An 11,123-nucleotide genomic window follows, 5' to 3' on the forward strand; every position below is an offset into this window, starting at 1 on the left:
GTTCGTCCAGCAGTTCGTTCGAAATCGTCATCGTCCTTGCTCCTCTCAGGAAGCATGGACCAGATCACCGATACACAGAAGATCGGACACTCTCCGAGAAGCAGCTGCCGGCGCCTCAGCCGCGTCCCGGACGGCAGGCGTCCGGGACTCCGCGAATTAAAGAAGTCTCCGGTGCTTCTCGTCCCATAGGTGCAGCCTTGCGCAGCGGAAGCACTGCCATAGCGTTATGCGCCGCGTCCCCCGCCGCCATCAGGCTCCGTACTCAGTGATAGACAATCACTTGGCCCTCTCGCTATTTTTTCTTGTGATTACCAAGATTGGTCAAGGCTTTGCCCTTCGTGAAGTCGGCTGTTGCAACGACCTTTTCCTTCACCTTCTTGGGCTTCTTCGCTTCACGGTTGCCGCGTTGTTTGTCACCTTTGGCCATTCCAGTTTCTCCTGGTTCTGAATTCTTTAAGCGAATTGATCGGTGTTCATGTCCATCGAGAATGTGATTTCTCGTCCCGAGGCTCCCGCGCACAGGCCCCGTCCATTCACATCATTCCGCCCACTCCACCCATATCGGACATTTCGTTACCGGCGCCGCCCTCCTTGGGTTTTTGCGCGACCATCGCCTCGGTCGTGATCAATAGCCCGGCAATGGACGCGGCATTTTCCAGTGCGATCCGAACGACTTTCGTCGGGTCGATAACGCCGGCCTTCAGCATGTCGATGTACTCCTCGGCCTGCGCGTCGAAACCGAAGCTCCGGCTGTCGTTCTCGATGACCTTGCCAACAACGACCGATCCGTCGACCCCGGCATTTTCGGCAATCTGGCGCAGCGGTGCCTGGATCGCGCGCCGGACGATCATGATGCCGGCATTCTGATCGCCATTCTCGCCCTTCAGCGTCGCCAGCACCTTTCCGGCGTGAACCAGGGCCACGCCGCCGCCGGGCACGACACCTTCCTGAACCGCAGCGCGGGTGGCGTTCAGCGCATCGTCGACGCGGTCCTTGCGCTCCTTCACCTCGATCTCGGTTGCCCCGCCGACCCGGATCACGGCGATACCTCCGGCAAGCTTGGCCAGCCGTTCCTGCAGCTTCTCCTTGTCGTAGTCCGAAGCGGTTTCCTCGATCTGCGCGCGAATCTGCGTGACGCGCGCCGCGATCGCATCCTTGTCGCCAGCACCGTCGATGATCGTCGTGTCATCTTTGGTGATCGTGACCTTTCTGGCGGACCCGAGCATGTCCATGGTGACATTCTCCAGCTTGGTGCCCATTTCCACGGAAATCACCTGACCGCCCGTCAGCACGGCGATGTCTTCCATCATCGCCTTGCGGCGATCCCCGAAGCCCGGTGCCTTGACGGCCGCCACCTTCAATCCGCCGCGCAGCTTGTTGACGACCAGCGTCGCCAGCGCCTCGCCTTCGATATCCTCGGCCACGATCAGCAGTTGCTTCTCGGCCTGGATCACGGCCTCCAGCAACGGCACCATTGAGGCGAGCGAGGTCAACTTCTTCTCGTGAAGCAGGACGACGCAGTCATCCAGCTCGACGACCATCTTCTGGGCGTTCGTGATGAAGTAGGGACTCAAATAGCCGCGGTCGAACTGCATGCCTTCGACCACTTCGGTCTCGGTCTCCAACCCTTTGTTTTCCTCGACGGTGATCACGCCTTCCTTGCCGACCTTGGCCATCGCGTCGGCGATCTGCCGGCCAATCTCGACTTCGCCATTGGCCGAAATGGAGCCGACCTTGGCAATCTCGTCGCTATCGCCCACAGGTCGGGACATGGTCTTGATCTCGGCCACGACTGCGGCCACCGCCCTGTCGATTCCGCGTTTGAGATCCATCGGGTTCATGCCGGCCGCAACCGACTTCATGCCTTCCCGGACAATCGCATGGGCGAGTACGGTTGCCGTGGTGGTTCCGTCGCCGGCCTCGTCGTTCGTACGCTGCGCGACCTCCTTGACCATCTGGGCGCCCATGTTCTCGAAATGGTCCGAAAGCTCGATCTCCTTGGCGACGGTCACACCGTCCTTGGTGATGCGCGGCGCACCCCAGGATTTATCGAGAATGACGTTTCGGCCCTTGGGGCCGAGGGTGATCTTGACGGCATTTGCCAGCGTGTTGATGCCTTTCAGCATTCGGTCGCGGGCGTCGGTACTGAATCGAACTTCCTTGGCGGACATGGGTGTGAGTTCCTGAGACTGGGGTTGATGGAAAGGTTTCGGACTCAGGCGATCACGCCGAGAATGTCGCCCTCCTTCATGATCAGAACGTCTTCGCCATCGAGTTTGATCTCTGAGCCGGACCATTTTCCGAACAGGATCCGGTCGCCGGCTTTGACGTCCATCGGGATGCGTTCGCCGTCCTCGCGCCTTCCCCCAGCGCCGACGCAGACAACTTCGCCTTTTTGAGGCTTCTCCTTGGCGGTATCTGGAATGATGAGGCCGCCCTTGGTCGCCTCGTCGCCTTCAATGCGGCGAACGAGGACCCGGTCGTGGAGGGGAGTGAATGACATCGACGTGCTCCTTGTCGAGGATTGTCGGGCGTAAGTGCCTTTTTCGAATGCCCGGCTTCGATGCGCGCAAGGCGGCGACAACTTGGCGGGGCTATTCTTCGAGATTGCGGATCAGACCGCCGCGGTATTGCATCACGGGCGTCGAACGGAGTTCCCGCCAGCTATGATCGAATTGATCATTTCGGCGACGGCCCGGTGCATTTCCATTTCGAGTTCGGTGCCAACGGCATTCTCATGGGTCGCCGCGGCGTCGCGAAGAACCCCCACAATCTCGTGCTCCGGCAGCAACCCGCGATCGTTCAAGGCAAGCAGGAGCGCCTCGCAGATTGACAGGGCGGCCTGGCCTGCATGTTCGCTCGCGGTCGACATCTGGCGTCCCTTCCTTGGCATCGTGATCCCCGTGGAAGGCGAGTTTCAGATACATCCGTACTTCTCGCAGGAAGTGCTCTATGCTGGACTGATCCAGAGCAGTGTCCGGACCGATTTCCGCTCCTGGGTCACGGCACGCCGGGAGCCTTCATGACATCAGCCGAACACAGCCCCCTGACACGCAAGCTCTCCGCCTTCGTCGCCCTGTCGGAGGTCGAGCTGGCCGTGCTTGAACGACTGCATGAGCGTCGTCGCTCATTCGTCGCGGGGCGTGACATGGTGCATCAGGGGCAGTCGGCTCAAGCTGCGTACATTCTGTCGTCGGGTTGGGTCTGTTCCTACAAGCTCCAGGCCGACGGGACGCGGCAGATCGTGGATTTCCAGGTGCCGGGGGATTTTCTGGGATTGCGCAGCGTCCTGTTGCGCACGTCGGATCACAGCTTCGAACCCATCGTTGACATCGAGGCCGCCGAAGTGCTGGCGAGCGACCTTATCGATGCCTTCGCGCGGACGCCGCGCCTCGCGACCGCCATACTCTGGGCAGCGTCAAGGGACGAAGCGATGGTCGTGGAGCATCTGGTCGGGATCGGTCGGCGTAATGCGGAGGCCCGCATGGCGCATTTCCTGCTGGAACTGGGATCGAGGCTTGCGCTGGTCGGCATAGGCAGCAAGGAAGGATTCGACTGCCCTCTGACGCAATACCACCTCGCCGATACGCTGGGGTTGAGCGCGGTCCATGTGAACCGCGTCCTGCGGCAGCTTCGCGAGAGTGGACTGGTCACCTTTCGGGACGGCCGCGTTACGTTTCACGACTATGGCGGGCTGGTGGAACTTGCCGAGTTCGATCCGGAATATCTGGACCAGACTGGGCCGCTACTGAAATGAGAGGGCCGCCCTCCCTTGCTCGGCAGGCGGCCCCAGTGTTCACGTCAGACGCCGGAGGTTACGCGAGGGCGTGGGTCGCCGCATCGAGTTCCTTGTTGGTCTCGGCGTCGTTCTTCGCGGTGTTGGCCTTCTCGGCTGCTTGGTAGTGCTTCAGCGCCGCATCCTTCTTCGGACCAACGGGCGCCTTGTCCCATGCGGCCTTCACGGAGGTCATCTTTTCGGCGGTCTTGTTCTGTTCGGGAGTCATTGGGATTGTCCTTTCTGGACGCTCCGAGAATAAGAAGCGTGTCGACATGCCGTCCTTTTTGGGATCGGCACGCCCACACGCTTCTCGGGTACTCGGAAAAATGCACCACCGAATGTTCGACGGGCACGACTCAACTAGCCGATGTCAGCGCCACGCCGCACTGACGCAGGTTAGCCCCGGCGCCTGCGGCAGGTCGATTGCCTCTGCGCTTCTCAAGTCACCGCAGTTTGCTGGTGGGAAATCCTCAGCCAGCTGTCGTCATCGTTGAGGTACGTCGAGGCGCAGAGTGCCTTGTAGATCGGCACGTCGGCTTTCTCCGCCGAGACACGGTAGGTGAGAACGGCGATGTCACGACACCGCATCACGCGCCGTTCGGCCATGACGACGGAGCGCCAGCCTGTGTTTTCGCGAAGGTGGGTCCAGATCTGGTCGCCCTGGAGGATGCCGGGCGGATAGGGGAAGACCATGACGGCGTTGGTCGCTGTCGTCGCCCGCGCGTTATCGGCGCCACTGGTCCAGAAGTGCTCCTCCATGTCCCAGAGAACGCCCTGTTCGCGAGGCGATAGCGTGCCGGACATGTGTGCCGCATGTACCGGTCTGCCCATGGTTGCGGTTGAGACGGTCATTCGCCTGACCCCGACCCGCCGACCATGAACATCTGAAACAGTACAAAGATGATCGCGAGCACCGCCCAGATAGCTCTGCTTGTTCCCGGGCGGCCATCGGCCACCGTCGAGGCAGCGCGCTGCAGGGCACCTGACGTCGGTCCTTCGGGAAGCAGCTGGCTTAGGTCTCGTGCGATCCTGCCGTGGTCGCTGGCGAGCGCAGGAACGTCCCGAAATCGGGCAAGCAGGGTTCCCAATCGTGCCCGCGCGGCGTCGCGCCCCAGCGTGACCAGTTCAGCGGTTTCCTTCCATGGATCGAGGCCAAGCCGCGCAAGTGTGGAGAGCACAGTCACGGCATAGCCGTTCCGGTCCTCGCCGACGGAGGCATGGAGAAACCGATCGAACTCGGGCGGGTGCGGGTTGAGTACACTGGGGTCGGCCATTGCCAATCCTTTCATGGTTTGCAGGAACGCAGAATCGCCCCCGTTTCCCAAAGGATACGCGCAAGTCGGTCTCGCCGCCCTTACACAGGTCAGTGCGGGCGACTGCCCCCAGGAAGTTCGCAGCCGGTTCGGTGCCCGGGACTAACATGCGTCAGCACCAGCCGGACGATCCCAAAGTACAAGACACTAAATCGTTCGACTGGTCCGTCCCGCACTCCAAGGGGCCGTCAACAGTAGTGAGCGACGGATCTGTCAACATCGCGGAGACCAGGGATGAACATGCGGTCGACCAGATCGACGGTGACGTTTTCGAACCCGTTCACGTTGCCGGGATACCCGGGCGATTTGCCCGCGGGCGACTACGAGGTTCTTGTCGAAGAAGAGCTTCTCCAGGGGCTCAGCTTCGAGGCGTATCGTCGGACGGCGACCTACCTGACGGTGCGCGGAAGGGGCGGTCATGCGGGACGGACAGAGTTACGGGCGATTTCCGACAGCGACCTGAAAGAGGCGCTGAGCCGGGATCGGGCCGCGACTGAGAAGAACAATCACGGCGAGGCGGCGCCTTCTCCGCAGGAGGACTTGAAATGAATACTCCCGAATGGCTCAAGCCCGGCATCTATGGTGCGGTGATCGGTGCGGTTTTCGTCGGCGTGGTCGGTTTTACCTGGGGCGGCTGGGTGACCGGCGGAACCGCGAATGACAGGGCAATGGCGATGTCCCGGGACGATGTCGTCGCCTCCATGGTGCCGGTTTGCCTTGAGATGGCACAGTCTGACCCAGCACGGGCCGAAAAGCTTGAAACGATCCGGGCCGCGTCGACCTATCAGCGGCGCGATGCCCTGATGGAGGCGGGCTGGGCGACGGTGCCCGGAACAGACGCTCCGAACCGCGATATCGCGCATGCCTGCCTGGCAGCCCTTGATGTTGACGCGTTGCCGGAGCGCGCGGAAAGCGCGGTCGATGAAGGATGAACCGCGCCATGCCGATAGCTTCACCCGAGACCACCGACCTCGAACGGCGTGTGCTGGCTCATGAACGGATCCTGCAAGCTCTGATCGCCTACATGGCCCGTACCGAACCGCGTTTCGTGGACCACCTTCGAGAACGCTTCGTCGAGTCGATGAGTATGGCCCGGCACGAACACGACCACCGTGAAACCGATGATTATGCGGCAGAATTCATTCGCGCTGTGATGCTCCTCGGAGAAGCGCGCGTGCCAAAGGCGAAGGAGTCGGACGTGACCGACATGAAACCCGTGCTGCCGAAAAGCAGAGGAGCACAAGATTCTTCCATGAACCGGCCGACGCAGCGCAGTGGGGTTCAGGTGCGCGAAAGAAACGGCATCTGGGAGGTGCAGGTCGACGGCAAGTTCCGCGGCGACTACCACCAGAAGGAACATGCTCTTGCCGCTGCGGCCTTGCACAAATTGTCGCCCCGATGACCAGCAGCACCCACCCGACACTCCCGCAGGACTTCGCGATCCAGGTGGCTGAGAACGAAGGCATGCCAACGAGACCGAATTCCAGAGCCTCCCCGCTACCGGCCGCGCCCACTCGACGGCTGACCGGAACGCTCACGCTTGGGCTGTCGAGGACTCGCGCGGCAACCAACGGGCTCTGGTCCGCCAAGGAACAAGCTGCGATGAGACATCCCTTGGCGAGGCTGATCGCGCGGACGGCAGCCATAGCCGGTGTGATCGCCTCTTTCGCCTTTCCCGTGCTTGCGCAGGATGGAACCGGCCCAATGCCGGAGAACGCCCAGCCGCGCAGCTATGGCGGCGGATGGGTCTGCGACATCGGTTACCGGGTAGAGGGCGCCGAATGCCTGCCTCTCGATATCCCCGAGCATGCCTTTCCAACCGGGCGCTCCTACGGGACGGGGTGGGAGTGCAACCGAGGGTACGAGGAGGTGGACGGGACGTCCTGCAATCCCATCCCGGTGCCCGACAATGCGTTCCTGCGATCCTCCGGCTATGACTGGCAGTGTGATCGCGGGTGCCGGCAAGATCGCGAGGCCTGCGTTCCAATCATCCTGCCTGACAACGCCTATCTCACCGACGACACCTCAGGCTCCGGATGGACCTGCGAACGCGGTTTCACGGCCAGTTCCGGCGACTGCGTTCCGATTGCGGTTCCCGAGAACGGCTATCTCACCAATGCGGACTGCGGTGACGAATGGGCCTGCGAAAGGGGCTTCTCTGAAATCGATGGCCGTTGCGATCCCGTCGCGCTTCCGGCGAACGCCTTTCTGGACCCGGCGTCCTACGGGCCGGGATGGCGCTGTGAGCGGGGATTTGAGACCGTCGACACCGCCTGTGTCGCGCTCGACCTTCCGGCAAACGCGCATCTCGATCGATCCGGAAACACATGGCGCTGCGATCGCGGCTTTCAACTTGCGGATGGGGAGTGCGTTCATGGACGATAAAGCGTCCCGATCAGACCACGGCGACGCCCCCGGCATCCGGATGCGGATCGGGTGCCGTCTGAAATACCGGCTGACCCAACCGACACCCATCATCGCGGTGCTGAACGTGCACTACTCGCGCTTCGGCGACCTGGAGCGCGCCGATTATCTGGTGACCTCGCCCAGTGTGCCGCTAGAAAGCTATCGCGACGGGTTCGGAAACTGGTGTACGCGGATGATTGCGCCGGCAGGCGACTTCACGTTGTCCACCGACGGAATCTTCCGGGATAGCGGATTGGCCGATCCTGTCGCTCCGGATGCGGCACAGCTGGCCGTGCAGGATCTTCCCGCCGAGACGCTCGTCTATCTTCTTGGCAGCCGCTATTGCGATACAGACATCCTGTCCGAGGAAGCGTGGCGCTTGTTCGAGAGCACGCCGCCAGGCTGGTCGAGGGTGCAGGCGATCTGCGACTTTGTGCACACAACCGTCTCGTTCGACTACATGCAGGCTGATGCGACGCGCACGGCCTCTCAAACACTGGCCGGACGGCACGGTGTCTGCCGGGACTTTGCCCATCTCGCGATCGCCTTGTGCCGTTGCATGAACATTCCGGCCCGCTATTGCACCGGCTATCTGAGCGAATTCGGTGAACCGGAGCCCCACGCCCCCGACGATTTCGCGGCCTGGATGGAGGTCTGGCTCGACGGCCGCTGGTGGGTGTTCGATCCGCGCAACAACTCTATACGCATAGGACGGATCCTGATCGCCCGAGGCCGGGACGCAGCCGATGTGCCGCTGACCCAAACTTTCGGACCGAGTACCCTGACGCAGTTCGAAGTCTGGATATGGGACACAAGACATGACCCCGCCGGGACGGCACCTGTGTCTCGGAATTGAACCGGTAGCGTCCCATCGCAGGACGGAAGTGTTCGTTCGTCATCGGCTCGCGATGCCGGCCGCTCTGCCGGTGTTCCCGTCATGGCATCCCAAATCACCATCCTGGAGAACCGAGATGAACAATTCGATCAAGACGACCGCCGTATTCCTGCGACCGTTCGAGCTTCCGAGCTTAAACGAGACCCTTCCGCCGGGAGAATATGAGATCGAGACCCAGCTGCTGGAACCTGTGGACTGGATCGAACCGGGCACATGGACGTCGTCAGTGCTCGTCCGGCTGCATCCGCGCACCTCGCATCCCGGACTCAGCCGAACGCTCACCGTACCGCTCGCCGAACTGGAGCACGCGGTTGCCAAGGACAAGCTGACCGGCAAGGCGCTGACGGATTTCTTCCTCGAGGAGATGCTGGCCGATCCGATGACCCGCCTTGTCATGCAGGCCGACGGCGTGACCGAGCAGGACCTTCGCGCCCTCTACGCGCCCCAGTCCGACCAAAGGCAGGCAGAGCAAGACCACCCGTCTAAGAGGGGAGAGCCCCGCCGCGGGATAAGTACGGATGTTTCCGGCCCACGGTCCGGAAGCGCGCGCCCGGGCATCGGAGAATGACCGCCGTGTCGGGCGGATCGTTCGCCGTCCGCCGTTGGATTGGCGGGGTTCCGAAATGACCGATGACCCGATCGATCTCGACGGCCGCAGGTCCGTTGCCGGACAGCGTGCATCGGAAATGCGACGGCGCCCTGCGAACGGCCAGCCATCACTTGCGCTTCCGCAGCGACCACACCTTGAAAGCCTCGAAGATCAGATGCTCGCGGAGCCGGCGTGGACATGGGCCGAAGTCCTGAAAAAATGGCGGTTCCTTCTCGACCGTTACGCGATGACGCCCGAGGCCGGCGATGAACGCATTCAGAAACTCATCAAACGCGCGCTTGGCGACATGGATCGATTGAAAAAACGCGAGGAGCGGAAATGACGATCGAATCAGCGGAGGCCGATTTCGGGACGATCAAGGCGACGGCCGACGTTGCTGCCGCGCGGGTGTGCCTTAGGTGCAAGTTGACCTTCTGGAGCGAGGGGTTCGGCGAACGGATATGTTCCCGTTGCAAGGGAACGGTTGCCTGGCGCTCGGCCATTGACGAGGGCAGCGGGCAGGGCCGGCGGCGCTCGGGCGGTCGATCATCATAGGTCGCACCCATGCCATCTGTCACGATTACTCACACGACACAGTATCAATATGGAACCGAGGTCCCTCTCGGACCGCACAGACTGATGCTCCGTCCGCGGGAAACCCGGGATCTCATCCTGACGTCCTTCGACCTCGAGATCAGTCCGGTAGCCCGCATCGACTGGTCCCACGACGTTGCAGGCAATGCGGTCGCGACGGCACAGTTCGACGTGAGGACGACTATGCTTTCGATCCGATCATGCACCTGTGTGGACCTGCGCGCGCCCGTCTGGCCGATCTTCCCGATTGCCGCCGCCGCGGCCTCGTACCCTTTCGTTTATTCTTCCGACGATTGGACCGATCTCGGCGCCCTCGCCGTGCCGCAATATGCGGACGACGCGGGGCGGCTGTCGCGGTGGGTCGAGCATTTTGTCATGGCACGGCCAACGGATACGCTCTCCCTGCTGAAAGACATCGGCAACGGCATCACGGCAGGGATTTCCTACCAGAGCCGCGAGACCGAGGGCACGCAGGGGCCGCTGGAGACCCTCGACAGGGGCTGGGGATCCTGCCGGGACTTCGCAGTGCTGTTCGCGGAGGCCGTTCGGACGCTTGGCTTCGGGGCCAGGCTCGTGTCCGGATATCTGTTCAACCCGGCCGCGAACCTGGTCGGATCGTCGGACACCGGTTCCACGCACGCGTGGGTCGAGGTGTTCGTTCCCGGAGCGGGCTGGATCCCGTTCGACCCCACCAACAGATCGGTCGGCTCTAGCAATCTCATTCCCGTAGCCGTTGCGAGGAGGATCCAGCAGGTTGCTCCGGTGACCGGCAGTTTCCACGGTAGAGCCATCGATCTGCTTTCAATGGATGTCGCAGTGGATGTCCGAGAGTTCTGAATAGGCCGGAGCTCGCACTCTCCTCTATCCGGTCGGGACGGCCTTGGAACTGCTGCGACGGGTCATGGTCGTGGAGCCTGACGTCCGAACGACAAGAACGCGCGATGAAGTTTGGGCGTGCCGGAGTGACCCGGCCTCCGACACGCCCCGAATTGAACGCAGCCGCATGCGCGGCCGCGCGGCCGGCGAAAACTCTAGCCAGCTTGGTGCGAGCGGGTTCTCTGAGCCGTTTGCTTCGCGGATCGTCGTCGGCTGCATCCAGGTCGTCGGTCGAGCCAGGTCCACGCCTACGGCCAATTGGCAGAGGGCTGTGTGTAATGTTTTCAATGGCTTGACTTGGAGAAGGTTGTCTTTCAGGCCCGTCCCCTCCGCCAATCCCATCTAATATGTTGATGATGTTAAAGGATTTTTCCCGTTAGCATCCTCACCCTGACAAAATGTCCATAACGCCCCCATTTTGAGGGCACTACATATAGATGTCAGGACACATCATCGAGCGGCACGGCCGCTTTTCGTGGCTGTAGCGTGACACGGAATTTTGCAGTGTTTGACACGCAAAGTTGCAGCAGGCGAGTTTTCTGAAAATGGGCCTTTAAGGGGCATTCAAGACGGTTGCTGTTGATTGCCACTGAGATTTGACCCGGCAACAGCGGAAATTGTCATTGAGAATTGACCCATGTGCAACCTTGCCCCGGCTTGAACCAGCTGGGG

At 61.8% G+C, this 11,123-nt stretch carries 17 protein-coding genes; 10 read left to right on the plus strand and 7 right to left on the minus strand.

What is annotated here, in order from left to right; all coding sequences use genetic code 11:
* Positions 1-292: 292 nt before the first annotated feature.
* The 4 genes from DFP89_RS21070 to DFP89_RS19015 all read right to left on the minus strand — a co-directional run bounded on the left by DFP89_RS21070 (position 293) and on the right by DFP89_RS19015 (position 2,872).
* Positions 293-427 carry a hypothetical protein gene (locus tag DFP89_RS21070; protein WP_256447763.1) on the minus strand — a complete coding sequence of 45 codons (135 nt, stop codon included), beginning with the start codon at positions 425-427 and terminating at the stop codon, positions 293-295.
* A 106-nt stretch (positions 428-533) separates the two neighbouring features.
* Positions 534-2,171 (minus strand): chaperonin GroEL, encoded by a 1,638-nt coding sequence (groL, locus tag DFP89_RS19005; RefSeq protein WP_114350896.1) that lies wholly within the window; start codon positions 2,169-2,171, stop codon positions 534-536.
* Positions 2,172-2,215: 44 nt separating this feature from the next.
* Positions 2,216-2,503 (minus strand): co-chaperone GroES, encoded by a 288-nt coding sequence (locus DFP89_RS19010; RefSeq protein WP_114350897.1) that lies wholly within the window; start codon positions 2,501-2,503, stop codon positions 2,216-2,218.
* Between the two features lie 132 nt (positions 2,504-2,635).
* Entirely contained in the window at positions 2,636-2,872 is a 237-nt protein-coding gene (locus DFP89_RS19015) for a hypothetical protein (protein WP_114350898.1), read from the minus strand.
* Between the two features lie 150 nt (positions 2,873-3,022).
* On the opposite strand from DFP89_RS19015, the gene DFP89_RS19020 reads away from it, so the two are divergent.
* The gene (locus DFP89_RS19020; protein ID WP_114350899.1) at positions 3,023-3,757 is read left to right on the plus strand and encodes a Crp/Fnr family transcriptional regulator; all 735 of its coding nucleotides are present in this window, start codon (positions 3,023-3,025) and stop codon (positions 3,755-3,757) included.
* 58 nt (positions 3,758-3,815) lie between these two features.
* Here DFP89_RS19020 and DFP89_RS19025 read toward each other — a convergent pair whose 3' ends face one another.
* The 3 genes from DFP89_RS19025 to DFP89_RS19035 all read right to left on the minus strand — a co-directional run bounded on the left by DFP89_RS19025 (position 3,816) and on the right by DFP89_RS19035 (position 5,052).
* Positions 3,816-4,004: a hypothetical protein gene (locus DFP89_RS19025; RefSeq protein ID WP_114350900.1), complete on the minus strand. Its 189-nt coding sequence runs from the start codon at positions 4,002-4,004 to the stop codon at positions 3,816-3,818.
* 212 nt (positions 4,005-4,216) lie between these two features.
* Entirely contained in the window at positions 4,217-4,582 is a 366-nt protein-coding gene (locus tag DFP89_RS19030) for a hypothetical protein (protein WP_245948875.1), read from the minus strand.
* 44 nt (positions 4,583-4,626) lie between these two features.
* Positions 4,627-5,052, minus strand: coding sequence for a hypothetical protein (locus DFP89_RS19035; RefSeq protein WP_114350901.1), 426 nt, complete (start codon positions 5,050-5,052; stop codon positions 4,627-4,629).
* 279 nt (positions 5,053-5,331) lie between these two features.
* Here DFP89_RS19035 and DFP89_RS19040 point away from each other — a divergent pair, with 279 nt between their 5' ends.
* The 9 genes from DFP89_RS19040 (at position 5,332) to DFP89_RS19075 (ending at position 10,412) form a co-directional block, all read left to right on the plus strand.
* A complete protein-coding gene (locus DFP89_RS19040; protein ID WP_114350907.1) occupies positions 5,332-5,640 on the plus strand; it encodes a hypothetical protein in 309 nt (102 codons plus the stop codon).
* Complete coding sequence (locus DFP89_RS19045) at positions 5,637-6,023, plus strand: hypothetical protein (protein WP_114350902.1); 387 nt, start codon at positions 5,637-5,639, stop codon at positions 6,021-6,023. Before DFP89_RS19040 ends, DFP89_RS19045 begins: the two co-directional genes overlap by 4 nt.
* Positions 6,020-6,493 (plus strand): hypothetical protein, encoded by a 474-nt coding sequence (locus DFP89_RS19050; RefSeq protein WP_245948876.1) that lies wholly within the window; start codon positions 6,020-6,022, stop codon positions 6,491-6,493. The genes DFP89_RS19045 and DFP89_RS19050 overlap by 4 nt, the downstream gene beginning before the upstream one ends.
* Positions 6,494-6,705: 212 nt before the next feature.
* Positions 6,706-7,476: a hypothetical protein gene (locus DFP89_RS19055; RefSeq protein WP_147273358.1), complete on the plus strand. Its 771-nt coding sequence runs from the start codon at positions 6,706-6,708 to the stop codon at positions 7,474-7,476.
* On the plus strand, positions 7,466-8,353 hold the full coding sequence (locus tag DFP89_RS19060) for a transglutaminase-like domain-containing protein (protein ID WP_114350909.1): 888 nt from the start codon (positions 7,466-7,468) through the stop codon (positions 8,351-8,353). The genes DFP89_RS19055 and DFP89_RS19060 overlap by 11 nt, the downstream gene beginning before the upstream one ends.
* Before the next feature lie 115 nt (positions 8,354-8,468).
* Positions 8,469-8,960: a hypothetical protein gene (locus tag DFP89_RS19065; protein ID WP_181870403.1), complete on the plus strand. Its 492-nt coding sequence runs from the start codon at positions 8,469-8,471 to the stop codon at positions 8,958-8,960.
* Between the two features lie 55 nt (positions 8,961-9,015).
* The gene (locus DFP89_RS20195) at positions 9,016-9,324 is read left to right on the plus strand and encodes a hypothetical protein (protein WP_147273359.1); all 309 of its coding nucleotides are present in this window, start codon (positions 9,016-9,018) and stop codon (positions 9,322-9,324) included.
* Entirely contained in the window at positions 9,321-9,536 is a 216-nt protein-coding gene (locus DFP89_RS19070) for a hypothetical protein (protein ID WP_114350904.1), read from the plus strand. The genes DFP89_RS20195 and DFP89_RS19070 overlap by 4 nt, the downstream gene beginning before the upstream one ends.
* A 9-nt stretch (positions 9,537-9,545) precedes the next feature.
* Positions 9,546-10,412: a transglutaminase family protein gene (locus DFP89_RS19075; protein ID WP_114350905.1), complete on the plus strand. Its 867-nt coding sequence runs from the start codon at positions 9,546-9,548 to the stop codon at positions 10,410-10,412.
* Positions 10,413-11,123 lie beyond the last annotated feature (711 nt).

Source organism: Paracoccus lutimaris, from assembly GCF_003337565.1.
Classification (GTDB): domain Bacteria; phylum Pseudomonadota; class Alphaproteobacteria; order Rhodobacterales; family Rhodobacteraceae; genus Paracoccus; species Paracoccus lutimaris.

What these genes read in the sequence shown, in the direction of transcription:
- DFP89_RS21070 (WP_256447763.1), bottom strand. Translation starts at nt 427, where the DNA reads ATGGCCAAAGGTGACAAACAACGCGGCAACCGTGAAGCGAAGAAGCCC.
- groL (WP_114350896.1), bottom strand. Translation starts at nt 2,171, where the DNA reads ATGTCCGCCAAGGAAGTTCGATTCAGTACCGACGCCCGCGACCGAATG.
- DFP89_RS19010 (WP_114350897.1), bottom strand. Translation starts at nt 2,503, where the DNA reads ATGTCATTCACTCCCCTCCACGACCGGGTCCTCGTTCGCCGCATTGAA.
- DFP89_RS19015 (WP_114350898.1), bottom strand. Translation starts at nt 2,872, where the DNA reads ATGTCGACCGCGAGCGAACATGCAGGCCAGGCCGCCCTGTCAATCTGC.
- DFP89_RS19020 (WP_114350899.1), top strand. Translation starts at nt 3,023, where the DNA reads ATGACATCAGCCGAACACAGCCCCCTGACACGCAAGCTCTCCGCCTTC.
- DFP89_RS19025 (WP_114350900.1), bottom strand. Translation starts at nt 4,004, where the DNA reads ATGACTCCCGAACAGAACAAGACCGCCGAAAAGATGACCTCCGTGAAG.
- DFP89_RS19030 (WP_245948875.1), bottom strand. Translation starts at nt 4,582, where the DNA reads ATGTCCGGCACGCTATCGCCTCGCGAACAGGGCGTTCTCTGGGACATG.
- DFP89_RS19035 (WP_114350901.1), bottom strand. Translation starts at nt 5,052, where the DNA reads ATGGCCGACCCCAGTGTACTCAACCCGCACCCGCCCGAGTTCGATCGG.
- DFP89_RS19040 (WP_114350907.1), top strand. Translation starts at nt 5,332, where the DNA reads ATGCGGTCGACCAGATCGACGGTGACGTTTTCGAACCCGTTCACGTTG.
- DFP89_RS19045 (WP_114350902.1), top strand. Translation starts at nt 5,637, where the DNA reads ATGAATACTCCCGAATGGCTCAAGCCCGGCATCTATGGTGCGGTGATC.
- DFP89_RS19050 (WP_245948876.1), top strand. Translation starts at nt 6,020, where the DNA reads ATGAACCGCGCCATGCCGATAGCTTCACCCGAGACCACCGACCTCGAA.
- DFP89_RS19060 (WP_114350909.1), top strand. Translation starts at nt 7,466, where the DNA reads ATGGACGATAAAGCGTCCCGATCAGACCACGGCGACGCCCCCGGCATC.
- DFP89_RS19065 (WP_181870403.1), top strand. Translation starts at nt 8,469, where the DNA reads ATGAACAATTCGATCAAGACGACCGCCGTATTCCTGCGACCGTTCGAG.
- DFP89_RS20195 (WP_147273359.1), top strand. Translation starts at nt 9,016, where the DNA reads ATGACCGATGACCCGATCGATCTCGACGGCCGCAGGTCCGTTGCCGGA.
- DFP89_RS19070 (WP_114350904.1), top strand. Translation starts at nt 9,321, where the DNA reads ATGACGATCGAATCAGCGGAGGCCGATTTCGGGACGATCAAGGCGACG.
- DFP89_RS19075 (WP_114350905.1), top strand. Translation starts at nt 9,546, where the DNA reads ATGCCATCTGTCACGATTACTCACACGACACAGTATCAATATGGAACC.